The 24,768-nt window shown below is 50.2% G+C and carries 21 protein-coding genes and 1 pseudogene; 14 read left to right on the forward strand and 8 right to left on the reverse strand.

Annotation, left to right across the window (positions count from 1 at the left end; genetic code table 11):
* The first annotated feature begins 193 nt into the window (after positions 1-193).
* From IFO68_RS00135 to glgB, 3 genes and pseudogenes are all read left to right on the forward strand, one after another.
* Positions 194-2,656, forward strand: a complete 2,463-nt coding sequence (locus tag IFO68_RS00135) for a glycogen/starch/alpha-glucan phosphorylase (protein ID WP_192013590.1) — start codon at positions 194-196, stop codon at positions 2,654-2,656.
* A gap of 103 nt (positions 2,657-2,759) precedes the next feature.
* Positions 2,760-4,943, forward strand: coding sequence for a 4-alpha-glucanotransferase (gene malQ / locus IFO68_RS00140; RefSeq protein WP_192013592.1), 2,184 nt, complete (start codon positions 2,760-2,762; stop codon positions 4,941-4,943).
* A 51-nt stretch (positions 4,944-4,994) separates the two neighbouring features.
* Positions 4,995-6,851 (forward strand): annotated as a pseudogene (glgB, locus tag IFO68_RS00145) (1,4-alpha-glucan branching protein GlgB); the annotation flags it as partial.
* 99 nt (positions 6,852-6,950) lie between these two features.
* Here glgB and IFO68_RS00150 read toward each other — a convergent pair.
* On the reverse strand, positions 6,951-7,469 hold the full coding sequence (locus tag IFO68_RS00150; protein WP_192013594.1) for an RNA methyltransferase: 519 nt from the start codon (positions 7,467-7,469) through the stop codon (positions 6,951-6,953).
* A 459-nt stretch (positions 7,470-7,928) separates the two neighbouring features.
* Between IFO68_RS00150 and IFO68_RS00155 the strand changes: the two genes are divergently transcribed.
* The 7 genes from IFO68_RS00155 (at position 7,929) to IFO68_RS00185 (ending at position 12,052) form a co-directional block, all read left to right on the forward strand.
* A protein-coding gene (locus IFO68_RS00155) for an IS3 family transposase (RefSeq protein ID WP_192013596.1) occupies positions 7,929-9,079 on the forward strand; the annotation gives its coding sequence in 2 pieces (ribosomal slippage) (positions 7,929-8,172 and positions 8,172-9,079; 1,152 coding nt in all).
* A gap of 202 nt (positions 9,080-9,281) precedes the next feature.
* Positions 9,282-9,563, forward strand: a complete 282-nt coding sequence (locus IFO68_RS00160) for a barstar family protein (RefSeq protein ID WP_192013598.1) — start codon at positions 9,282-9,284, stop codon at positions 9,561-9,563.
* A gap of 82 nt (positions 9,564-9,645) precedes the next feature.
* On the forward strand, positions 9,646-9,996 hold the full coding sequence (locus IFO68_RS00165; RefSeq protein ID WP_192013600.1) for an SMI1/KNR4 family protein: 351 nt from the start codon (positions 9,646-9,648) through the stop codon (positions 9,994-9,996).
* Positions 9,997-10,116: 120 nt separating this feature from the next.
* Positions 10,117-10,605, forward strand: a complete 489-nt coding sequence (locus tag IFO68_RS00170) for a GNAT family N-acetyltransferase (protein WP_192014513.1) — start codon at positions 10,117-10,119, stop codon at positions 10,603-10,605.
* A gap of 242 nt (positions 10,606-10,847) precedes the next feature.
* Positions 10,848-11,105, forward strand: coding sequence for a type II toxin-antitoxin system Phd/YefM family antitoxin (locus IFO68_RS00175; protein WP_192013602.1), 258 nt, complete (start codon positions 10,848-10,850; stop codon positions 11,103-11,105).
* Positions 11,093-11,392, forward strand: coding sequence for a type II toxin-antitoxin system RelE/ParE family toxin (locus IFO68_RS00180; protein ID WP_192013604.1), 300 nt, complete (start codon positions 11,093-11,095; stop codon positions 11,390-11,392). The genes IFO68_RS00175 and IFO68_RS00180 overlap by 13 nt, the downstream gene beginning before the upstream one ends.
* 108 nt (positions 11,393-11,500) lie before the next feature.
* Positions 11,501-12,052, forward strand: a complete 552-nt coding sequence (locus tag IFO68_RS00185) for an AAA family ATPase (protein ID WP_192013606.1) — start codon at positions 11,501-11,503, stop codon at positions 12,050-12,052.
* 407 nt (positions 12,053-12,459) lie between these two features.
* Here the strand turns inward: IFO68_RS00185 and IFO68_RS00190 are convergent, their stop codons facing one another.
* Positions 12,460-12,828 carry a hypothetical protein gene (locus tag IFO68_RS00190; protein WP_192013608.1) on the reverse strand — a complete coding sequence of 123 codons (369 nt, stop codon included), beginning with the start codon at positions 12,826-12,828 and terminating at the stop codon, positions 12,460-12,462.
* A 287-nt stretch (positions 12,829-13,115) separates the two neighbouring features.
* Here IFO68_RS00190 and IFO68_RS00195 point away from each other — a divergent pair, with 287 nt between their 5' ends.
* Positions 13,116-14,336 carry an autotransporter outer membrane beta-barrel domain-containing protein gene (locus IFO68_RS00195; RefSeq protein WP_192013610.1) on the forward strand — a complete coding sequence of 407 codons (1,221 nt, stop codon included), beginning with the start codon at positions 13,116-13,118 and terminating at the stop codon, positions 14,334-14,336.
* A gap of 93 nt (positions 14,337-14,429) precedes the next feature.
* On the opposite strand, the gene IFO68_RS00200 is transcribed toward IFO68_RS00195, so the two are convergent.
* Positions 14,430-15,329 (reverse strand): LysR family transcriptional regulator, encoded by a 900-nt coding sequence (locus tag IFO68_RS00200; RefSeq protein ID WP_192013612.1) that lies wholly within the window; start codon positions 15,327-15,329, stop codon positions 14,430-14,432.
* Between the two features lie 108 nt (positions 15,330-15,437).
* Between IFO68_RS00200 and IFO68_RS00205 the strand changes: the two genes are divergently transcribed.
* Together IFO68_RS00205 and IFO68_RS00210 are read left to right on the forward strand one after the other, a co-directional pair.
* Positions 15,438-16,295 (forward strand): TauD/TfdA dioxygenase family protein, encoded by an 858-nt coding sequence (locus tag IFO68_RS00205; RefSeq protein ID WP_192013615.1) that lies wholly within the window; start codon positions 15,438-15,440, stop codon positions 16,293-16,295.
* An 88-nt stretch (positions 16,296-16,383) separates the two neighbouring features.
* Complete coding sequence (locus IFO68_RS00210) at positions 16,384-17,193, forward strand: TSUP family transporter (protein ID WP_192013617.1); 810 nt, start codon at positions 16,384-16,386, stop codon at positions 17,191-17,193.
* A gap of 135 nt (positions 17,194-17,328) precedes the next feature.
* Here the strand turns inward: IFO68_RS00210 and dbpA are convergent, their stop codons facing one another.
* Both dbpA and IFO68_RS00220 read right to left on the reverse strand, forming a co-directional pair.
* Positions 17,329-18,705, reverse strand: a complete 1,377-nt coding sequence (dbpA, locus tag IFO68_RS00215; protein ID WP_192014514.1) for an ATP-dependent RNA helicase DbpA — start codon at positions 18,703-18,705, stop codon at positions 17,329-17,331.
* Positions 18,706-18,972: 267 nt separating this feature from the next.
* Complete coding sequence (locus IFO68_RS00220) at positions 18,973-20,016, reverse strand: hypothetical protein (RefSeq protein WP_192013619.1); 1,044 nt, start codon at positions 20,014-20,016, stop codon at positions 18,973-18,975.
* Positions 20,017-20,340: 324 nt separating this feature from the next.
* On the opposite strand from IFO68_RS00220, the gene IFO68_RS00225 reads away from it, so the two are divergent.
* Positions 20,341-20,616, forward strand: coding sequence for a hypothetical protein (locus IFO68_RS00225; RefSeq protein ID WP_192013621.1), 276 nt, complete (start codon positions 20,341-20,343; stop codon positions 20,614-20,616).
* Between the two features lie 66 nt (positions 20,617-20,682).
* Here IFO68_RS00225 and IFO68_RS00230 read toward each other — a convergent pair whose 3' ends face one another.
* From IFO68_RS00230 to IFO68_RS00240, 3 genes are read right to left on the reverse strand one after another with little or no spacing between them, the layout of a single operon-like run.
* A complete protein-coding gene (locus tag IFO68_RS00230; protein ID WP_192013623.1) occupies positions 20,683-21,615 on the reverse strand; it encodes a hydroxymethylglutaryl-CoA lyase in 933 nt (310 codons plus the stop codon).
* 18 nt (positions 21,616-21,633) lie between these two features.
* Positions 21,634-23,829, reverse strand: coding sequence for an acetyl/propionyl/methylcrotonyl-CoA carboxylase subunit alpha (locus tag IFO68_RS00235; protein WP_336510237.1), 2,196 nt, complete (start codon positions 23,827-23,829; stop codon positions 21,634-21,636).
* Complete coding sequence (locus tag IFO68_RS00240) at positions 23,822-24,751, reverse strand: enoyl-CoA hydratase-related protein (RefSeq protein WP_192013625.1); 930 nt, start codon at positions 24,749-24,751, stop codon at positions 23,822-23,824. Before IFO68_RS00240 ends, IFO68_RS00235 begins: the two co-directional genes overlap by 8 nt.
* Positions 24,752-24,768 lie beyond the last annotated feature (17 nt).

The raw sequence follows: 24,768 nt of genomic DNA on the forward strand, positions 1-24,768 counted from the left end.
ATCGGAACCGCAGCGGTGAAGCACCCGAAAAGTCAGCGGCTTGTCACACTATTCTCGCGAACTGATCACTACGCCCTCGTGCTCCTCCCTCTGCCTCCACAGCATGGGATGATGTTTTTCAAGTACCGCGCAGGCAGCATTAGCCTCAACAGTTTTTCCTTTTCTACAATTACAACCCGACAGCGAGAAACGAATGATGCAAACGCAAACCAAGGTGCCTACCTTTGATAAGGCGGCTTTTCAGGCTTCGGTTGAGCAACATCTTCTGGTTACCTATGCGCAGACACCAGCGACAGCGACGTCACGCCATTGGTATCTGGCCATGAGCCGTGCACTGGCAGACATAAGCACAGGCAACCTCATTGAAACCGAGCAGCAGTTATCTGACCAATCCTGCCGTAGCGTGAATTACCTCTCACTGGAATTTTTGATTGGTCGTCTGACCGGTAACAATCTGATCAGCCTGGGCTTGTATGAGCAGGTTTCCGGCGCCATGGCTGCGCTTGGTCAGAACCTGACAGATTTGCTGGAAGAAGAGCGCGATCCTGCGCTTGGTAATGGCGGACTGGGCCGGTTGGCGGCATGTTTTATGGACTCACTGGCCGCGCAGGAGTTTCCGGCTGTGGGTTATGGTTTGCACTATGAGTACGGGTTGTTCAGGCAATCCTTTGATCATGGCCGCCAGATGGAAGCCCCGGATGCATGGCGAGGTCAGGAAGGCTATCCCTGGGAAGTTTTGCGTCCGGAGCTGAACCAGAAAGTTGGCTTGTATGGTCATGTCGAGGTGTACACCGATGACGCTGGCGCTGAACGTCGCCGCTGGGTGCCTGGCATGCAAGTCGACGGGAACGCCTGGGATCTGCCGATTATCGGTTATCAGAATAACAGTGTGTATCCTCTGCGTTTATGGGAATGCCGTGCGCCGGCACCGTTTGATCTGGCGCTGTTTAACGACGGCGATTACATCGCGGCGCAGCAGGCGGCGATTCAGGCCGGTAGTGTCACGAAAGTGCTGTACCCGAATGACAATCATGAGCAGGGTAAAACCTTGCGTCTGATGCAGCAGTATTTCCACTGCGCCTGCTCGGTGGCCGATATTCTGCGTCGTCATCTGGCCGCAGGCCATGCGATTGAAGATCTGGCCAAGCTGGAAACCATTCAGCTGAATGACACCCACCCGACAATCGCGATTCCCGAACTGATGCGCATTCTGCTCGATGAGCATTTCATGAGCTGGGACGATGCCTGGTCTGTCTGTAATTCAGTCTTTGCCTATACCAACCATACCTTGCTGCCGGAAGCTCTGGAGACCTGGAGCGAATCACTGATCGCCAATCTGTTACCGCGTCACTTAGAAATCATCTTTGAGATCAACCACAGATTCATGGATCTGGTCGAGGCAAAATGGCCGGGCAATGATGAGGTGAAGCGCAAACTGTCTGTCATTCAGGAAGGCAACCAGCGAATGGTGCGCATGGCAAACCTGTGTGTGATTGGCGGTTATGCAGTGAACGGGGTGGCAGCGCTGCACTCGGAGCTGGTTAAACGTGATCTTTTCCCTGAGTTCGACGCACTGTATCCGGGTAAATTGCAGAATGTTACTAATGGTGTGACCCCGCGTCGCTGGCTGAAATTCTGTAACCCGGCACTGAGCGCACTGATAGATGAAAAAATCGGCACAGACTGGCCGGCTAAACTGGAACAGCTGTCGTCATTGGCTGACTTTGCTGATGACGCCGAGTTCCAGCACGCTTTCATGGCAGTGAAGAAGGCCAACAAACAGCGTCTGGCCGATTGGGTAGCCGACAACATGGGGATTACGCTTAACACAGATGCCATCTTCGATGTGCAGATCAAGCGACTCCATGAATATAAGCGCCAGCACCTGAACCTGGTGCATATTTTGTCGCTCTATCACCGTCTGCTCAATGATCCTAAGTTTGATATGCAGCCGCGCGTGTTCATTTTCGCGGCCAAAGCCGCGCCGGGTTACGCGCTGGCGAAAGACATCATTTTTGCCATCAACAAAGTGGCAGACAAAGTGAACAATGATTCGCGTCTTGCCGGCAAGTTGAAAGTGGTCTTCATTCCTGATTATCGTGTCAGTCTGGCGGAGATCATCATCCCGGCTGCGGATGTGTCGGAGCAAATCTCGACCGCCGGTAAAGAAGCCTCCGGCACCGGAAATATGAAACTGGCCCTGAACGGTGCGCTGACTGTCGGCACCATGGACGGCGCCAATGTTGAGATCCGTGAAGAAGTCGGTGATGACAATATCTTCATCTTTGGCTTGCTGGTGGATGAAGTCATGGAACTTGTCCAGACAGGCTATCAGCCAACCCGTTACTACGAGTCTGACAGTCTGCTGAAAGCCTCGCTGGATCTGCTGCTGGGCGATACCTTTACACCGGGTGAGCCTGACGCACTGGCAGGTATTCGACACAACCTGCTGGAAGGGGGCGATCCGTATCTGGTGCTGGCCGATTTCGCGGATTACGTTACGGCGCAGGAACGCATTGACCACGCTTACCGGGATAAAGCCGGTTGGGCGCGAAAAGCGATACTCAATACCGCGCTGGTCGGCAAGTTCAGCTCGGACCGCAGTATTCGCGATTATGTAGAGAACATTTGGCAACTAAAAGCGGTAAAACGCTGATGTTTTTGCCGGGGCTGTGTAGTCCCGGCGTTATTGTAAGTAGTGACATAGGCTGAATTTGTGGGAGAGACAGTCAGCCTTAACCGTGTCACGGAGAAGAAGAATGAGAACAGAAAAGGTTGTGAAAGAGATTGCCAGACAGGCCGGGCTGGCTGACAGCTACATCAGTGCCTGGGGGGCGGAAACATCTGTAAGTACTGAGACACTGAGCCGGTTACTGAGCGCACTGGGTTACGATACCAGCAGTGATCAGGCGCTGGAATCCTCAGCGGCCAGATTACAGCCGAGAGAAGTGCTGGCCCCGGTGAAAGTCGTCCACCGCGGTGAACCTGTGCATATCGAACTGACTTTGGGACGCAGTGCCCGTATCAGCGATTTTAGCTGGCGGCTGGAAACGGAACAGGGCGACGTCATGGAAGGCTGGCTGCAGTCGCAGTTGGTGACAGATGACCGTGAGCAGGGCGGCGGTATGACGTTTGCGCTGCCTGACCTTGCGCTGGGCTATCACAGGCTTGAGATTTTCCGTAAACGCCGTCAGTCACCCTATGAGATGACACTGATTGTCACCCCCACGGCTTGTTATAAGCAGCCGGCACTGGATAAGGGCAAGAAGCTCTGGGGCGCCAGTGTCCAGTTGTATTCAGTGCGGACCGGTCATAACTGGGGGATCGGCGATTTTGGCGATCTCAAGCATCTGGTGTCTGATATTGCCTCTCGTGGCGGCGATTTTGTCGGCCTGAACCCGATCCATTCTTTGTTTCCGGCCAATCCGGAAGGTGCCAGCCCGTACAGTCCGTCTTCCCGCCGCTGGCTGAACATTATCTACATTGATGTGTGTTCCGTCCCGGAATTTGCCCAGTGTGATGAGGCGTTGCAATTAGTGGGCAGTGACGAATTCCAGCAGCGCCTGGTGGCGGCCCGTGACAGTAACTGGGTCAATTACAGTGAAGTGGCCTGCCTGAAAATGACTGTGTTGCCAATGCTGTTTCACACCTTTCAGCAGCGTCATCTGGAATCACTGACCGCCCGTGGCCGACAGTTTCTTGATTTCGTCGAAACAGGCGGGGAGAGCCTGTTGCATCAGGCCGCGTTTGATGCACTTCACGCTGATCTGAAAAATCAGCACGATCAAACCTGGGGCTGGCCGGTTTTCCCGGAGCAGTATCGTCACTTCGATAACGCCGCGGTAAAACAGTTTATCGCTGCGCATCCAGAGCAGGTTCAGCTGTATATGTACCTCCAGTGGCTGGCAGATACCCAACTGGCTGAAGCGCAGCAACTTGCCGAAGAGAAAGGCATGGTCATGGGACTTTACCGGGATCTGGCCGTCGGCGTTTGCGATTCCGGCGCCGAAACCTGGGCAGATCATGATGCGTTGTGCCAGGGTGTCAGTGTTGGCGCGCCGCCAGATATCCTGGGCCCGCTGGGGCAGAACTGGGGTTTACCACCGTTTAACCCTCAGGCCTTGCGCAAAACCGCCTATCAGCCGTTCATTGCACTGCTGCGTGCCAATATGCGCCATTGCGGTGCGCTGCGTATCGATCATGTACTGGGACTGCTTCGCTTGTGGTGGATTCCAAAAGGCGAATCGGCCAAGCAAGGCGCGTATATGTACTATCCGGTCGATGATCTGATGGCGATTCTCGCGCTGGAAAGTCACCGTCATCAATGCACCGTGATTGGTGAAGACCTGGGTACAGTGCCTGATGAAATTGTCGATAGACTGGCGAGCGCCGGTATTCACTCTTATAAGGTATTTTTCTTCGAAACCGCTGAAGACGGTGGCTATTATTCGCCGTCGCATTATACCGCTCAGTCTATGTCGGCCCTGTGTACCCACGATATGCCGACCTTAAGAGGCTTCTGGCATTGTGACGATCTCAAGCTCGGGCGTGATCTGGGTTTGTACCCGGATGAGCAGCAACTGCAGGGATTGTTCGACAGCCGTGCCGAGAGCAAACAGCGCATTCTGGACAGCGTCAACTGGCATGGCTTCCTGCCGCACAATGTCGGCCGTGATGCTCAGTATGTGCCTATGGACCGTACTCTGGCCGAAGCGCTGCAGTTGCATCTTGCCGCGGGTTCCAGCGCATTGCTCAGCCTGCAGCTGGAAGACTGGCTGGAAATGGATAAGCCGGTCAATATTCCGGGCACGGTAGATGAGTATCCGAACTGGCGCCGCAAGCTGTCGGTGAATCTTGAAGACTTGTTTAACCGTCAGGACATCATGGATCTGACTAAGCGGTTGACGGATGTACGCCGCCAGGCTGCCGAGAAGCAGGAGTAAATCGTGAGCGCCGGACATGTAAAGATCAAAGACTGGTTGCCGGATCTGGCTGAACTGGCTCACCCCTCAAGCCAGTATCACCATATGGGTGCACAACTGTTAACGCTTGAAACCGGCGGCTCACCGATCTCCGGCGTACGTTTTCTGGTGTATGCGCCTAATGCCTCGGCGGTGAGCGTGGTGGGCGATTTTAATCACTGGGACAGTCGCAGCCACCCTTTATCCGCGCTGGAGCAAGGATACTGGGGCTGTTTTGTCGACGGTCTGGCAGCCGGTGAACGCTATAAATTTGCACTGTGCGATCAGGCGGGTAACAGCCTGCCTCACAAGGCCGATCCCTGGGGCTATCAGGCCGAGCAGTATCCGTCATTTGCATCCAGAGTCTATGATCACAGCCGTTATCACTGGCAGGACTCATCATGGCAGCAGCGTCAGGTGACAGCTAAGCATGAGCAACCGCTTTCTATTTATGAACTGCATCTGGGCTCGTGGCGGCGGCAGGTATCCGGTGAAAGCCTGAGTTACCGGCAGTTGGCGGCAGAGCTGATCCCGTACCTGACGGATATGGGATACACCCATGTTGAGCTGATGCCAGTGGCGGAACATCCCTTTTACGGCTCCTGGGGCTATCAGCCGGTGGGGCTGTTTGCCCCGACCAGCCGCTATGGCTCGCCCGATGATTTCAAGTATTTCGTCGACCAGTGCCATCAGGCCGGGTTAGGCGTGATTCTTGACTGGGTGCCGGCACATTTCCCTGCCGATGATCACGGCCTGGCCTTTTTTGACGGCACCGCCTTGTTTCACGACCCGGATCCGCGCCGCGGCTGGCATCAGGACTGGCAAAGCTATATCTACGACTATGGCCGAGAGCACGTGCGCCGTTTTCTGGTCGCCAATGCCCTGTACTGGTTTGAGCATTTTCATATCGACGGCCTGCGGGTCGATGCTGTCGCATCTATGTTGTATCTGGATTACTCCCGACAACCAGGGGAGTGGATACCCAATGCCGAAGGCGGCAATATCAACCATGACGCGGTCAGTTTATTGCGCTGGATGAATGAAGAAGTCTACCGCCTGTATCCCAATGCGATGACGATTGCGGAAGAGTCGACCAGTTTTCCCGGCGTCTCCAAGCCAACTTATGAAGGCGGGCTGGGGTTTGGGTTCAAATGGAACATGGGCTGGATGCACGACAGCCTGAGTTATATCCGGCAAGATCCGATTTACCGGCAGCACCATCACGATACGCTGACGTTTCCCTTGGTGTATGCCTTTAGCGAGAATTACGTGCTCTCGCTGTCCCACGATGAAGTCGTCTATGGCAAAGGTTCGCTGCTGAATAAAATGCCGGGCGATGAGTGGCAGCAAACGGCCAATCTGCGTGCCTACATGGCGTATATGTATGGCCAGCCCGGTAAAAAGCTGAACTTTATGGGAGCCGAGATCGCCCAGAGTGCGGAGTGGAATCACGACGGGGTGCTGGAGTGGCATTACCTGCAGTATGACCGCCATACCGGCGTACAGCGTTTAGTGCGGGCGTTAAATGCCCTGTATCAGTCAACCCCGGCTTTGTATGAACTGGATTGTGATACTTCCGGCTTTGCCTGGTGTGTGCAGAATGATGCGTCCCGCAGTGTGATCGCGCATGAGCGTTTCGCCCGCAATGGCGACAAGGTGCTGGTGGTCAGTAACTTCACCCCTGTGCCCCGGCAACGCTATCTCATTCCTGTCCCTCAGGCGGGTCAGTATCGGTTAGTGCTCAATAGTGATGACAGTCATTACTGGGGCAGCGGGATGCCGGTAGAACAAACGGTGAACACCGTCTGGGACGAGGCATCGGGTAGTGAAGTGCTGATGATTGATTTGCCGCCGCTGTCGACCTTGTTCTGGCAATGTATGCCGGGTTAAACCGCGCGACGCGTTTTTCAGAGAGTACTGCACCCCAGAGGGGGCAGATTTGACGGTTGCGATGAAACAGCAAGGGCCAGTTTATGGCCCTTTTTTACGTCAAGCGCAGCCTTTGACGGCCAGCTTGTTTTTGTTGTCACGGTTCGAGACGATTTGCTGATGATCATCAATCGTCCCCAGTGTTTTGGCTAGTCTGTCATACAAGACTACATTGACCGTTGCTGCCAGATTCATGCAGCCATTGGTAGGCACATACACAACATGATGGGCTTTATCGACCACCTCTTGTGGCAGTGAGCTGTCCTCTGGGCCAAACACATACACAGCGTTTTCCGGATGGGTAAAGCGAGGCAATGCCGTTGCGCCAACCACTAATTCAACACAGACAATTTCTACATCATCAGCTAACCCGGCCGTTAGCTCGTCCATCTCAACCAATTCAATGCGCTCATGGCTGTTATGGGTATCGGTGTGGAATTTTGCCGCGCGGTTATAGCGGGTACCGTTATAGCGCACTTCTGTCGCGTCGTAGCAGCCTGCGGCACGCATCACTGCGCCAACATTCGTCGGGCTTTTGGGGTTGTACAGTCCAATAATGACCGTTGACTGTGTTGTCATTGTGTTTGATCTACTTTTGTATTCTTTAAGGGTTGAGTGTGGGGGATTATCGCCCTAATGCAGCAGAAGTGCTATTGCGGGGTAACATTTTTTGGGATTCGGTGAGTATGTCGCGCTTGAGTTTGGTGGTTCTTTTGGCATGGTGTGATGCGCGCCAGGTACTCTTTGTTGGGGCAAAGAGTACCCAGAAACCCCTTTTTGTTCTTTGGTGTGGTCCGGGTCGGTTGTAGGCGCTCCCGGCGCCGACAACCTAAAAATTCGTCCTGAATTTTTCCCTGATTTTGTACCATCAATGTACATTATCAAGCTGTCATTCCCGCGACAGGCGGGAATCCATAAAGCGAGTGCATTTTTGGTGGCTGGGTGGGTATGTCGCGCATTGGGTTCTGTGTCTCATTGATCTGATCCAATACTTTTGGACACCGCGTTAAGTGAGTAAAATGACTTATCGAGGTGAATATGACAACCAAAAAGACCCGCAAGACCTATACCGCTGAATTCAAAACTGAAGCCCTGAAACTGGCTGAACGTGTTGGCGTTGCTGAAGCAGCCAGGCAGCTCAAAATTTATGAATCGCAAATCTATAACTGGCGTACTGCCGTTGAGAAAAAGTCCAATACCAGCCAACGGGAAGCTGAATTGGCCGCTGAAGTTGCAAAGCTCAAACGCCAACTGGCTGATCAAGCAGAGGATTTAGCCATACTAAAAAAGGCGGCCACCTACTTCGCGAAGAATCAAAAGTAAGCCGATTCAAATTCATGCTTGAGCACCAACGCCAGTTCCGCCTGAAATCCATGGCATTGGTGCTTGGTGTTACGCGAAGTGGGTATTACGCCTGGCGTAAATCAGGGAAAGCACCAAGCAAACGGCTGAAGAGCCAGCGTTGCCGAGATGAACAAATCAAAGCCGTTTTTGATACGAGCAAAGAGCGTTACGGCGCTCGCCGTATCCAGGTCGAGCTGGCAAAAAAGGGTGAAAGCGCTGACGTGAAAACCATAATAAACAGCATGACACGGCAGGATTTAGTCGCCAAAGCAGCGCGTAAATTTAAGGTCACAACCGACAGCAATCATCAGCTGCCTGTGGCTCCAAACCTACTGGAACAGAACTTTAACGCGACAGGACCGAACCAGAAATGGGTCGGTGATATCACGTATTTGATGACCAGCGAAGGTTGGCTTTATTTGGCTGTGATCATTGATTTGTACTCGCATGCCGTGGTTGGCTGGTCGATGAGCAATCGAATGACTGCCCAACTTGCTTGCGATGCCCTGAACATGGCGCTGTTCCGCCGCGGTTTTCCAAAAAACGTGATAGTTCACAGTGACAGGGGCAGCCAATATTGTTCGTATGCGTATAGAGATCTGATTGAAAAACATCAACTTACTCAAAGCATGAGCCGTAAAGCCTGCTGCTGGGACAACGCCTGTGCGGAAAGCTTTTTCCATTCACTGAAGGTTGAAGCCATCCAGTACGAGCCAATCATGGACAGGGAAACCATGCGTCAGACCGTTTTTGAATACATTGAAGTTGATTACAACAAAACCAGAAGGCATAGTTCGCTTGGCTATCTCAGCCCTGAGAATTTTGAATTGAAGAACAGTGCTTAGCTAAGTGTCCAGAGTTAGTGGATCAGATCAAACAGCTTGCCTTGGTGATCTTCACCGTGGATACTGAAGCTATGTTTGGCTAAATCAATGCCATAGACAAATGCGACTTGGTGGCCTCCGGTAATTTCGTAGTCAGACTTACCAAGTGTGGCAAAGCCTGACGAGGGAGAGCTATGTTATTCGTTATGTTTCAGGATGCATCATGGAGATAATTGTAGACTGGAAGAAAGTCGAGAGAGAAGAAGATTTCTACAACATTTTTCTCATTCAAGTAAAAGCGCCAGAGTGGCACGGTAGAAACCTTGACGCTCTTGCAGATAGCGTGGTTACTGGGGGTATAAACTCCATAGAACCTCCATATACGATCCATAGTATCAACTCAGGTAGTGTTCCTGGATATTTGGCTGAATTTCAGCAAAAAGTTCTTTCCATCTTCAATGAAGGTGTGGCAGAAAACAGAGGTATTAGAATTGTCCCAGAGTAAAAACATAACAAGCAAAGGCAGCATCGCCCAACGGGCTGGACGGGATAACGCGCACAGCTGCTTTGGGCGTTAAGAGGTAACCATGATTCCTGCATATTGGCGTAGTTTTATTTCTGTTAATGACATAATTGGTTGTGACTTTGAAGTGTCGGAAGAAGACGACTTGTCTCAGCTTGGTGCTGATATGAGAATCATGAGCATTGAGCAATGCATATCCGAAGCAACTGAATGCTATCCAGGAATCGTAGCGTTAAAAGAGGGTTATGTACCGGTTGCGATGTGTTTAGCGGGTAGTGGTGATTATTACTATATAAAAACCACCGAAGGCGAAAACGGATCGCTTTACCGTGTTTATCATGACGCGGTTGATGGAAACCATATTGCAAGCAGCGGTATTGAAAAGGTACTTAATCGCTATGTCTCCTTGCTCTAAATTCGGTCTGTTTATTGGCATTGATGACTTGATCCTAATGACACGATGCGGTTACGGTTCTTCATTCATTAAAAGGCGCTAAACATGCCCGCCGCATTCTCAGAGCATCACAGATAAGGAATATTGGTGAAACTAAAGCAAGTGAGTAAGGAATACTGTCTCGATCTCCTCTCAATTTTTATTGAGCTTGAAAAGTATTATTTCGGGGATAAAGCTGCGTCAGAGAGTGAATTGGTTAACTACTTAAGCCAGCAAGTGTTTTCTGAGCACTCTGGTGTGAAAGTGGTTGCGGCCTTTGATAACGATAAGGTTGTTGGATTCGCGACCTATGCGATGATGTTTCCCGCCCCAAAACTCTCTGGCCAGATGTATATGAAAGACCTGTTTGTTTCTGCTTCAGCGCGGGGTAAAGGTGTTGGTTTGACGTTGATGAGGCACTTGGCTTCAATTGCAGTGAGCCATGATTGTCAGCGTCTGGATTGGACTGCAGAGCGTACGAATCCGACAGCAGGCAAATTCTATGTATCTATTGGGGCCAGTTTGGTCCAGGAGAAAGAGTATTTCCGTTTTGAAGGCAAAGCGTTACGTGACTTTGCACAGTCTTTATAACAACCGGCTTCGCGGGATTGTGAAACTGTGGCATTTTCAGGATATGATTTATTAATATGCTATACAAATCATACCTTTAAATAGGTTTCGTCATGACGGGTTCCTCTAATTTCAGTATCAGGCTTGGCTGTTTTGGCAAAGACTGCTGAGGGCAGGGCATGTCATTCATCCGCCAGTATGGAGCTTGCTATACTCTAAGTGATAGAATAGTATCACTTTTGCTTTTTCTTGGAGTGGTTCGAATGAAAGTAGAACTGGTGACATCACTGAAGCGTCAAGCGACTAAGATCCTTGCTGATCTTCATGAAACAAAAGAGCCAGTGCTGATTACTGAGCACGGTAAGCCGTCAGCTTATCTCGTTGATGTTGATGATTATGAATTTATGCAAAATCGTTTAGCAATCCTTGAAGGGATCGCTCGTGGTGAGCGCGCATTAGCGGACGGTAAGACTGTGAGTCATGAAGGAGCGAAGGACAGAATGTCAAAATGGCTGAAATAATCTGGACGGAACCAGCGTTATCTGATCTTAACGAGATTGCTGAATATATAGCCCTTGAAAATACTGATGCTGCCAAAGAACTTGTTCAAACCATTTTTGCAAAAGTTGGACGCCTGGAAACCTTCCCGGAATCAGGACGTGTACCGCCTGAACTGGATTATTTAAATTACCGTGAAGTTGTGATTAATCCCTGCCGCATTTTTTACAAGTATGAGGCTGAAAAAGTGTATATCTTGTTTGTCATGCGAGTAGAAAGAGACTTACGCCGTTTCTTATTAAGAAAGTAATATCAGGAAGGAAACTGTATTGACTAGGCTGTCAGGATTACTCTGCTGGTTGACAGAGCCTGATGTGGGAGGAATCCATGTCATCTGTTAGCCGTTTTGGGAGGTTTTTTGAATAATCGGGTCGTTTTTACGGGTGGTCCTGGCTCAGGGAAAACCTCAGTGATCAAGTTTTTAGAGCAATTGGGATACCCAAGTGCGACAGAAGTTGGCCGTAAAGTTATTCAAACACAGGTTGAGCGGAATGGGGGCGCTTTACCCTGGAAAGATAAAGTGGCATTTCGTGATGCAATGGTTCTTGAAGAACTGAACAACTACAAAGTAAACGATAATACAGTTTTGACCTTCTTTGATCGGAGTATCATCGATTCATATGGTTATAGTCAGCTTGAACAAATAGCCGTTTCAGAGCTCTTGTTAAGAAGTTGTCGCGAACTGACTTATCACAAAAATGTGTTTATTTTCCCACCTTTGGAAACAATCTATAAAAATGATATCGAGCGTAAACAAGATTTTAATGAAGCGGTTGCGACATATCATGAAATGGTGAACGCATACAAAAAGTTCGGTTATGAACTGATTGAGGTTCCAAAGCTTTCTATTCGAGAAAGGGCTGAATTTATCCTTGAGGTTTGTTCTCATAGCGTTCAGAAGCCAATTTGAGTCTGGTGTTCATCTTTGTGTCATTTTGGCACGCAAACGACCAAAACTTCATGCTTCAATTAATTAAATTGAATCTGAGAGATTCGGCACAAGATATTTAAATAGTGTCTACCTAACAACGAGTTAGAAATACAATTTTTTGAAAAACGAGGGGAAAATTCAGGACGAATTTTCAGGTTGTCGGCGCCGGGAGCGCCTACAACCGTCCCGGGCCACACCACAGAACAAAAAGGGGCTTTCTGGGCACTCTTTGGCCCAACAAAGAGTGTCTGGCGCGCGTCACACAATGCTGAGAGATACACCAAACTCAAGCGCGACATACATTCAGCTTTACCGGAAATCGCTTATTTATCGTCTGCGCCAAATTGACGTAATCCCCAACCCCAGAGAAAAACTCAGATCAAACCTCAAGCCGCCGGTACTGGCGGCGCTTTCAGATCCAGCGTTTCTAACGGGTTAGGGCAATACTGCCGGGTCTTCTCCATCACCTGTTTTTGCAAGGCTTTATCAGCCTCGATCTCAGGGTACTGTTTCCTGAGATCTTCCATGCACGTCTGCGTGGCTTCCATCATCTTAGTGAGCTCGTCTTTGGAATTCATCAGGCCGGAAAGGTCATTGCCTTTATCTGTTTTCACCGCCTGTAAGGCTTTTTCAAGTTCGGCATAAGGCTGGGCGAGGCAGCCGCAGACATCTTTTGCGGCCTGGTCCAGATCATCGCCCTGAACAGGAAAAGCCGTCAGGGAGGCGATAAACAAGGGGGCTATCAGGAATTTCATCTCTACCTCCTGGCATGTCCATAAAAAAAGAAAAAGTTTGGTGCTATGCATCAGGTATAGTGTCAGAAAAGTAAATAGCCTGACTTCAACGAGTTGCTCAAGGATCCTGTACCCATTACATACTGAGGCGTAATACTTCGAATCGCAAAAAAATCGTAGTGTTATTTTTGAGACGCTGCTCAAAATTTCACCTCCCTATACTCAAGAGGAAAGCACTTGTGACGATGTATTAGATACGTCTAATGAAGGCGTGCGGATAACATAAAGCGTGTAGTTTAGGGGGCTGTATGAAGAGCGCACATCGGTGTCGCGGTGTCGGGTTGTCTGTCGTGGTTGTGGCAGTCACTTTACCATCACTTACATGGGCAGACAGCGATAAATTCAGCTTTGTCAGTTCGGTATCTGATGAGGTGATCGACTCTTTATCGTCAATGGCCAGCGACGTCAGAGTAGATAAACGCAGCAAGAAAGAATCCCTTCACCCAGCCGCCAGTCTCAATACTTCATCTTTTGCTTTATATCCCGGTGATGTCAGTACACGAACAAGCAGTGTCAGGGAAGATAACCGTCTTCGCACATTCAGTTCTTCATACTTTGGCAGTGATTACGCTAATTCATCCTATTTCGAAAATTCGCAGAGCGGTTTGGGCACCTATATGCGAGTCGATCGCTCGCAGCCGCAGCTTCATTTCAAATCGTCGCCGGTTGATCGCACTGTGCCTGTTAATGATGGTTACTCATTGACCATGGGCGGTGACTATCTGCTGAATAATAATTACCTGTTTGGTTTAGCGCTGGGTATGCCGTCGTACCGAACATCCGGTACTGAAAATGAAAGCAGCAGTGGCGTTGAAGGCTTAGTGGCATCTGGCTATTTCAGCTATTTTGAGAACGAGTGGTTTCTCGATTTTTCCGCCAGCTATGCACTGATAGACAAAGACATGAAACGTCAGGTCAATATGTATACCGATCCTGTGGTCAGCAGCATGGATGATGCCGATTCTGACGTGTGGGTATTTACTCTGGGCGGCGGCTATGTGGTTGACTATCCCTATGCGACCATTGCATTAGAAAGTTCGGTGCAGTACACCTTGTCCGATCAGGACAGGTACAACGAAAGGTTGTCGAAAGGCAATTCAAACTATGTGATTTCACAGGTTGATGATGTCAATAACTTGGAAGGGACCACCTTTATTACTGGTGCATCGATTTCAAAACCCTTCCGAACCAGCTTAGGACTTTTCCAGCCCTATGTGAAAAGCTATCTGCATTATGACTATCAGTTCGATTCAGAGCGTATTATCAGCCAGTTTAAATCTGCCTATAGCAGCAGTAATTTGCCTGTGATTACTCAGTCGGACGATCAATTTTACGGTCGGTTTCACGCCGGTGTGTCTGGTGCATTTAATGACAAATGGATCGGCTACGCTGAAGCGAGTACGCTGGTTGGGTTAAATGATATGAACCCCACTTTATACAGCATGGGCGTGATTATCCCGTTTAAATAAACTGGGATCTTCAGCTTCGCTGAAAACTGTTTCATCCTCCGGGTATTCTTGTCACCTGCAGGCTATCGCATTGATAGTCGTATCGGTTTCGCGCTACCAACTTTCAGGCAGATGGGTGCTCAGGTAATCGAGAAACAGACTGAGTTTACGGGATCGCTTACTTTTCTCCGCCGATACCAATGCTACGATATTGGCTTTAGGTAACTGATAGTCAGTCAGCACCGGGGCCAGCAGACCGGCATCAATTTCCTTCCTGACATCCCATTCAGAACGCTGAATAATTCCGTAGCCATCCAGAGCCCATTGCTTGGCAACCTGACCGACATTGCAGGATAACTTGGGTTCGATCCGAATACTGATAGTTTGCTTCGACGGAAGATTGAATTTCCACATGGTGACATCTTCGTCATTCTCTTTCAGTGCAATACACGAATGATGGTGAAGGTCTTCCGGTGTTTTCAGCGGTGGCGCGGAAGCCAGGTAACCGGGCGACGCGAGAAGAAAGCGTTTGTTCTCAACCAGGTGAATACATCGCAGCGATGAATCTTTTAGTCGCCCGATATAGATCATGGCATCCGGCTTGATAGGGTGCGACCAGCTCGGTTTGTCGGTGAGCGTTAAATCAATAATCAGATTGGGGTACTGATTCTGAAACCTGGCGATGAGTGGCGCAATGTGGGTTGTGCCAAATCCCAGCGGGGCAAGGACATTCAGTCTGCCTTCGATCATTGACTGGTTCGACAGGAGATCATTTTGAAGTGCTTCGAGTGCCAGCAGTATCTCTCTGCCTTCTCGGGCAAGCTTTTTTCCTTCCTGCGTCAGCTTGGTGGTTCTCAGATTTCTGTCTACCAAAGTGACGGACATTTTACGCTCTAATCCCTGTAGACGCTGGGTGACACTGGGTGGTGTCACATTGAGTTTTCTGGCGGCAGCCGCCAGAGAGGGACTGTCTGCAATCACACTGAAAAATTCAATATCCTGAGAATTTATCATTAATCTCTATCTTAATATGGCAATAAATAATGATTAATTTAACTTAATATGCAACCTTGTTACAACTATGTCCGCTCCTTCTAACTGATTAAGAGTGGAATAATTACAATGACTCGTCTTGACGCAACAATTGCTTCATTGGCTAGTGAAGCGAAGCCCCTGGCTCCAAGCTTTGGTTTGGAGTTTACCAACAAGCAACTCGCTACTTTAGTATCAGAGCAGTTCGACGAACTGTACTCGACATTGGTCCGGCATAAGTTACTCATTTTTCGCAAGCAGGACACATCGTCTCAGCAGCTGATGCAGATTGCGGAGCAGCTCGGTAACGTGCAACGCTATCCATTTTCGAGCGGCATTGAAGGCTTCCCGGAAATTGTCGAAATCCGTAAAGAGCCGGATCAGAAAAATGTGTTCAGTGGTGTGTGGCATATCGACTCCACTTATCTGGAATCTCCGCCCGATTTCACTCTGCTGGCGGCTAAACAGACACCGGAAGTTGGCGGAGATACGGTATTTTCAGATTCTCAGAAAGCGTTTGCCGCTTTGTCGGAAGGGATGCAGAAATTTCTGCTGTCGGAAAAAGCGGAATTCATTTCAAATAAAATTCAGGAAGCCGGTAATAAAGCCCCGCATCTGGTGAATTTTACAGATATCGCAATGGCTAATACCTTCTTTAGTGCCTCACATTTTGCTGCCAAGCGACATGAAGAATCAGGGATCCCTGGGATCTACGTGAACGCTGAGCACACCAGTCGCTTTACCTCTATGTCAGCAGAAGAGAGTGCGCCTATCCTGGAATATCTCTTTAGCCATATTACCCGTGATGAGTTCACGGCCAGAGTGCGGTGGGAAAACGATACGATTGTATTGTGGGATAACCGTGGCCTTCAGCACCATGCCGTAAACGACTATTACGGCCAGTTGCGTGTGATGCACCGTATTATTGTCCGTTCGGCAATGCGTTAAACAACATACATGTACAGCGCCCGACAATTTGTTGCAGCGCTGTACATGTGGTTGATGAATGAAGTAGTTGAAAAAGAAAGGAAAAAATATGTTGGAATCCATAACCTTTGTTCCCTCAGACAGTGTATTAATTATGCTGTTCTGTGCGGCATTTATTGCCGGTATTGTCGATGCTATTGCTGGTGGTGGCGGTTTAATTACGGTTCCGAGTCTCTTGCTGGCAGGTGTGCCGCCGCTGACGGCTCTCGGTACTAACCGCTTACAGGCCGTTATTGGTGAACTGACGTCTTTTGTGACCTATTTGTGGCACAGAGAAGTGAACCTCTCCGGCCTGTTGCTTGGCATGATAGCGACGGCAATAGGAGCAACGGCGGGTTCTTTTGCCGTCAGCTTGTTCCCGGCTGATATTCTGAGGGCGCTGCTGCCCATACTGATGGTGGCTATCACTGTTTATTCCATTTTGTCTAAACGTCTGAAAAATGTCGTTGCTGAACAGGCGAAGGTGTCTTCCCGAACTTTCATGCTGTCTATGGGGCTGATCATTGGTTTCTATAATGGTTTCTTCGGGCCGGGCACAGGTGCGATCTGGATGATCGCGTTTGCAATCTTGCTGGGATACACGATCAAACAGGCCAGTATTGCCACTAAACCATTAAATCTGATGGGTAATCTGGTTTCGCTGATTTTCTTTATCTCAATCAGCAGCGTGAATTATCAGATCGGACTGGTCATGGGCGTCGCTCAGGTGCTGGGGGCTGTGCTGGGCAGCAAAGTGGTGATTCGCAATGGCGACAGAGTCGTGCGGCCGATATTCATCACGGTCACTTTATTGATGACGGTTAAACTGATTTACGAAACAGGTACAGGGCCAGTGCTTGCTTTCGTTGCCGGACACTGAGCGTCTAACGGCAATATGTCCTGAAAAAAACGGACCGTCATAGTTAATGACGGTCCGTTTTTCTTGTCTACGGTCTGATGGCTAAGCCAACAGCCAACAGCCAACAGCCAACAGCCAACAGTCAGCAATCAACAATCAGCGTAAAGCTCTGGCCCGGTAAGAGCGGCTTTTGATTTTATCGCTGGTGATTTTAGCGAGCGCTTTTTTCATGACTTTTCTGTCAACGGCAACATAAGCACGAAAATCGGTAATGTGAATTTTTCCGACTTGCGTACCTTCAATACCGTTATTGCTTGTGAGTGCGCCCAGAATGTCACCAGGACGCAGTTTTTGCTTCTTGCCGCCATCAATCTGGATAGTGACCATGGCAGGCGCCGTAGGTGTATTATTCAGTAACGTCGTTGGCGGCAAGGGATCGCTGGTGATCTCGCGCTCGAAATGATCAGCAAGCAATGCCATTTTGTAGCCATCTTTTTCGCCATAGAAGGTATACGCGTTACCCTGGCTGCCGGCACGGCCTGTTCGGCCGATACGGTGAATATACACTTCGGTATCGTGGGCCATGTGGTAGTTAAAGACAGCGTCCAGAGCATCAATATCCAGTCCGCGGGCGGCAACGTCTGTAGCAACCAAAATACAGGCACTTTTGTTGGCAAATTGCAGCAGCGTCTGATCTCTGTCTCTTTGTTCCAGATCGCCGTGCAGCGCTAACACACTGAAGCCTGAATCGGCCAGCTCATCTGCGACTTGCTGTGTTTCGCGCTTGGTATTACAGAACACCACGGCACTTTCCGGTTGTTTATCCAGCAGCAGCAGACGCAGCGCCTGCATGCGTTCTTTGTTGTCTTCCAGACGGAAAAAGGACTGGGCAATGGTGCTTTTTTCATGCGTCGAGGCGACTTTCACCATCACAGGTTTGTGAAGGATTTGTTCCGCGACAGACTGGATCTGTTTGGGAAACGTTGCACTGAACAGCAGGGTTTGTCGCTGTTGCGGGGCCTGTTCAATGATGGCATCCAGTGCGGGCTGGAAACCCATTTCCAGCATGCGATCGGCTTCATCAAGCACCAGCATATTCAGATGGCTTAAGCTTAAACGGCCGCGCTCTAAGTGATCGAGCACGCGGCCAGGCGTGCCGACGATAATATGGGCACCGTGTTCAAGAGAGCCGATTTGACGGCCCATAGGCACACCGCCGCACAATGTCAGCACCTTGATATTGTGAATACCACGAGCCAGAGTACGGATGTCCTGCGCGACCTGATCGGCCAGTTCGCGGGTAGGGCACAGCACCAGCGACTGCACTCGAAAACGTTTTACATCCAGTTTGTTCAGCAGACCCAATCCAAAAGCGGCGGTCTTACCTGAACCGGTTTTACCCTGGCCGATAACATCGCTACCGTTCAGAATTGACGGCAGGCTTTGTGCCTGAATCGGCGTCATAGAAGTAAAACCTATAGTGGCGAGGTTTTCCAACAGTTCAGGCTTCAATGACAGTGCTGAAAAAAGCAGCGGGTTATCGTTCGACGGAGTCGAAGCAATGTCGGCATGGCTCAAGGTATGTGTCCTGTAATAGGTGGTTAATATGACTAACCACGAAGAAATAGGGGGTTAGCACGATCTGCCATTAAAGTTAGCTGTGTTCATGATAAACGCCGAACCGTGCTTATAGGCATAATGGCCGCTATTGTACCAACCCAGACTGTGCTTCGCCTTAACTATTCGTTCTGGTACTGATTTGTTACACACTGGCTTTGTGTGGTTTACCCTGCCGTAACATCAGGGTCGGGGAATGCTGCGGTAAAGCTGATTAAATTGCCGGTTTTTGGTGAAATACAGTTCTATTTCGGCCAGAAGGCCAGGGTTGGCTTTATAGTCGAACTCTTCCTGGAAGTTGATAGTTGGTGTTAATTTCATATACAGCCAGTTTTTATGCAGCCGTCGTTGCCAGCTGAAAGCAAGCCAGGCGTTTTCAACCGCGAGATCAGGCCGGCTGTTGGCACTTACGCCTATGGTGTAAGTGAACAGATTACGGCTGCTGACTCTGTCATAAATCTCTGCAAGGTTAACGAATTGCCAGTTATTGTCATCATCGAGAAATTGTGCGCTGGTGCCGGCTCTGAGAATGGTCAGCTCTGTGGGATCGACAGTGTAATAGAAGTCAGCAGAAGTGACGCTGCCGGGGCCTCGGCTGTGGAAATAAAAAAACTCCTGCTGCAGTAAGGCTGTCCAGCCTTCGCCCAGTTTGTCTACGCGCCGGAAATGTGCCCGGGTAAAAGGATCTAACGGTAAACGCAGTTTCAGACCGATATCAAAATCGGCATACCACTCGCCAATCTGACGGCTTTCAAGCCGCACGCCGCCAATGGCACCCCGATTGCCGGTTCGGGTTGTTTCCACCAGTCCCCGCTCTTTGTCTTCGAGACTTTCGAAGTCTTCAGGATCCGTTTCAAAGATCAGTTTCCAGTTTTTTTCGGTGTGGGGAAGATCCATCCGCAGCGATATGCTTGAATCAAATTCAAAGTATTCCCTGTGCGAGTAGTTAGGCTGAATGCGAATCCGCAGGTAGCTTTCATTGATCATAGGCTCTTCATCGTCTTCCAGACTGAGGAAGTGGTCAATATTTGAGCTCATGTCGATAATGGTTTCTGACAGCGATGTTTGAGTTTCTTCCAGCCAGCCTGAAAAAATAATGTCTTCCGGACCGTCTTCAGGAAGCAGCCGGGGATCTGTCTCTGGCGGATCATCTGCCAGGCATACCACAGGCAATGCAAGCCAGATGGCAGGTATCAGTAGGGTGCTGAAAAGTAGCAGACATCTCATGTAAGCCCTCGAAACCGAATGCTAACAAATTGAAACTCAAGCCAATTGAGTATAGCTATCAGGGATAGGGTGTAGCCATTTAATATTGAGAATAAAAAATTCGAAGGTGATCTAAGTTTTGTAAGCAACAAATGAAATTAACTAGTGGGCACGTAATCAGGATGTGCGGAAAACGCTTTTGCCGCGGTGAGTTATCGCAAATAGGAATGATTTACGAATATTTTGCCCTTCAATCGGCAACTTTATTGTCACAGAACTGGGCTACACTAATCTGGATTAGAAAATCTATACATGCCTGTATGGGTTATTGTGGTGAGGTGTAAGATGGATATGTCAGATTTTGATGGAATCAAACGTGATATCTCACTAAAAGTAGAACATATTTTCGAAGTCTACGAAAAAGAACATTATTGCATGCCGACAATGGAAGAATTTCGGACCATGTTTAATGAACATATTGATCAGTATGTCGGGCCTGATGATTCGCTGAAAGGCGCCGGGTTGAACATATCATCTGATACCAAGCAACGACGTGAGCAGAAGGTATGGCGAGTGGTGAATGAGCTGGAAGCAGAACAGCGATTTTTGCGTTCTGACTGACGTTTTCACCGGAGTAGAAAACATGACCAGTAATAAGGCTGGTCATGTTTTTTTATAAGCTATCTGTTATCTGTCTGAGTCGCCTGTTAAAAGTGCCAATGCTGTATTTGAAGCAGGGGGTTTGCCCAATTGCTTGCAAATGAACTCACCCGCCTGAGCCAGCTTCATGAGATCGATCCCCGTCGATATTCCGGATTGCTCACAAAGGTAAACCACATCTTCGGTGGCTACATTACCGCTTGCGCCCGGAGCATAAGGGCAACCACCGAGACCGGCGACACTGGCATCCACAGTGCTGATCCCCATCAAAAGCGCCTGATAAATATTCGTCAATGCCTGTCCCCAGGTGTTATGACAATGCACCGCCAGTGCATCGGCAGGGATATGGGAGAGGCAGGCGTCCAGCATACGTGCAAAGCGCAGCGGCGTGGCTTTGCCGACCGTATCACCCAGTGACACTTCATAACAGCCCATCTGGTACAGCAGTCTGGCGACATTGGCAACTTGCTCAGGCGTTGTCTGCCCGTCGTAAGGGCAATCGGTGACGCAGGACAGATAACCACGTACACGAAGTTGATGCTCTCTGGCTCTCAGTAACACAGGCTCGAACCGAACCAGGCTTTGGGCAATACTGCAGTTGATATTCTTCTGGCTGAAGCCTTCCGACGCTGAAGCAAAAATGGCAATTTCGTCAGCGCCGGCCGCAATGGCGAGATCAACACCTCTGGCATTGGGGGTCAGGGCTGAATAAACAATTCCCGGCGCTCTGTGAATGCGCTGGAACACTTCGCTTGAGTCGGCCATCTGTGGCACCCATTTCGGTGAGACGAAAGAGCCGGACTCAATGTGCGTCAGCCCAGTTGCTGACAGCATATCAATTAGCTGAATTTTATCGCTGAGGCTGACATTGGCTTCATTCTGAAGGCCGTCTCGCGGGCCGACCTCGACGATTTTTACCCGACTCGGCAGATCGCTGGTGGCAGGAAAAAAAGCTGTCATTATTTACACACTCTGGTTTCAATCGGCTGAATCGGTGGCCGGGCTGAGCTGAACCAGCTCCTGGCCATGCTGTACCTGATCACCTGTGCTCGCCAATACGGACAACACCTGGCCTTGATGGGGGGCGCGCACTGTGTATTCCATCTTCATGGCTTCAATCACAATCAGTCCCTGATCTTTGTTTACCTTGTCTCCCGGCTGGCACAGCACGTCAACCACTATGCCATTTAACGGCGCCGTCGGACTGTCTTTAGCGCCGGACTCATGCGGGCCAAAGGTCGGCCGAAGCTGATAAGCGTACTGTTCCTGTCCGGTGAAGGTCAATACAGTCTGTGCAGCACTATCGAATACCAGACGGACATGTTCGCGCTTTCCATCGATCTCAAGCGTGACGTCCGTGACATGCTGAACGGATCTTGTCGACAGCAAACGCAGGGACAGCGGGGATAACACCAGTTCTTCACTGTCAGTATGCTGCGTTCGGGCCACTGAACAGCGGGTAAGTAATACATGATGGTGATCGTCTTTGTCTGTGACGAAGCTGAAAGTGTTGGCCGCCATTTCTGTATCATACAGAGTGATCAGCTGTTGTGCTGCTTGGTTTAGCCGCCAGCCGGACTGGTGGTCCGTATCGTTCTGAATCACGCACAGACTGGCGGCACTGAGCACCAGATTCCGGGGTAACTGATATTCAGCGCCGTCCGGTGTTTGTACATTGATAACGCTGGCAGCCGCTGTCTGCAGGGAATCCTGATAATGCTCGATGAAATGTGTGGTCAGTTGGCCCTGAGTGAAAGAAGGGTGGGCCAGAATCCGCTGCAGATACTGGATATTGGTGGCAACACCGCCAATCTGGTACTGAGACAAGACCGACTGTAACTGATGGATAGCAGAAGCCCTGTCTTCACCCCAGGCGATGACTTTTGCCAGCATAGGATCGTAATAGGTAGTGACGGTGTCACCTTGCGCGATACCACTGTCGATACGTGAGCGGATCGCTTGCGCTTTACCGACAGAAAACGCGCCTGATTCCGGCTCGCTGAGAAAGTGAACCTGACCTGAGGCCGGCAGAAAGTCTTGCTGCGTGTCTTCAGCATACAGCCTGGCTTCCACGGCATGACCCTGATGACGGATCTCAGACTGGGTAAGCGGCAAAGGCCTGCCTTCGGCTACCCGGATCTGCCATTGCACCAAATCCTGCCCTGTGATCATCTCAGTAACCGGATGCTCAACCTGCAGCCGGGTGTTCATCTCCATGAAGAAATAGGTTTGCTGTCGGGCGTCATACAGAAATTCGACAGTACCGGCTCCGACATAGTCGATGGCTTGTGCGGCCTGAACCGCTGCTTCGCCCATCTGCTGGCGCAGTGAGTCGCTGAGGCCGGGTGCTGGGGCTTCCTCAATAATTTTCTGGTGGCGTCGCTGGACAGAGCAGTCACGATCTGAGAGATAAACACAGTGGCCATGCTGATCGGCAAAAATCTGGACTTCGATATGACGGGGCTCGGTCAGGTATTTTTCTAACAGTAATCTGTCATCGCCAAAAGCGGATTTTGCCTCCCGTTGCGCTGACAGCACAGCCTCGGCGAGATCGCTCTGCTGGCGCACGATTTTCATCCCTTTACCACCACCGCCCAGCGCCGGTTTGAGGATGACAGGAAAACCTATGCGTGCTGCCTCGGTGGTTAAATTTTCAAGGCTGTCGTCATCGCCATGGTATCCGGGTAACAGGGGGACGCCAGCCGTTTCCATGATGGCTTTAGCATCTGATTTTGAGCTCATGGCCGCCATAGCATCCGGGCCTGGCCCGACAAAGATAATGCCATGCTGCTGGCAGGCCTTGGCAAACGCCACATTTTCCGAGAGAAAGCCGTAGCCCGGATGAACAGCGTCAGCCTGAGTGGCTGAAGCGGCTTTGATCAGTTTATCAATGGCCAGATAGGAATCCAGCGCAGGGGATGGGCCGAGATATATCGCCTCGTCCGCCATATTGACATGTTTGGCATGGCGATCGGCATCAGAATATACCGCGATAGTGGTTATCCCCATTAACTTGGCGGAGTGAATTACCCGACAGGCAATTTCTCCCCGATTGGCAATCAGCAAGCGACGAATGGGGGTCTGCGCGCTGTCCATTTCGCTTACAGCAGTGTGCTGGGCGTGTAGAGCCGGATGCTCGGAAACGGGGTGCAGCAAATCGCCTAGTTTACTCATTGTGCTCTCCTTGCCCTGAGGTGTTGTGTTTCACCCAGGCTGGGCGACGTTTATCAAAAAAAGCGTTCAGTCCTTCCTGTCCCTGAGAGGAAACGCGAATATCGGCGATCATTTCGCTGGTTTGCCGGATAAGGGCTGCATCAATTGGTCGCTGTTCGCAAAGCTTGCACAGGGTCTTGACCTGAGTCATCGCCGCCGGACTGTTTGCCAGCAAGCGGTTGAGGGTCAGTTGCAGCAGGTTTTCCAAGGTTCCAGAGCCGGTAGAGTTATCCGTGTCTGCGCCACTGTCATTGGCACTGACATTACGACTGACCTCATGAAGTATGCCAAGCTGATGCGCCATGTCAGCATTCATGGTTTCAGCGGTCAGCATCAGCCGTCTGGCATGCCGTTGTCCTATGGTGCGGCAGACATAGGGAGCAATGGTTGCCGGGATGAGTCCGAGTTTTACTTCGCTGAGGGAAAAGCGCGCATCCTGACTGCCCAGGGCAATGTCGCAACAGCAGATCAGGCCCAGAGCGCCGCCAAACGCTGAGCCCTGCACCAGAGCAATGGTCGGATGGGGAAAGGTATCCAGCTCATGCATCAAAAAGGCCAGTGCCTGCGCGTCGTTCAGGTTGTCATGGCGTTTTTTCCGGGCCATGGCTTTCATCCAGCGCAAATCAGCACCGGCCGAGAAATGTTTGCCCGCTGCGCGCAACACCAGCACGGAGACCTCTGAATGACTCGCCAATTGCTGAATATAATGCCGGATTGCCGCAATCAGCTGATCATCAAAGGCGTTCGCTTTATCCGGGCGATTCAGTGTGAGTGTGGCAATCCCCTGACGGCTGATAGTACAGAGCACAGGGTCACTGGCTGTCGCATGGAGAATTTCTGCGGTATCGCTGTATTGAAATACCGGGGTAATTTTAGAGGTCATGATCCATCCTCACAGTC

The organism is Photobacterium arenosum (genome assembly GCF_014841115.1).
Classification (GTDB): Bacteria; Pseudomonadota; Gammaproteobacteria; order Enterobacterales; family Vibrionaceae; genus Photobacterium; species Photobacterium arenosum.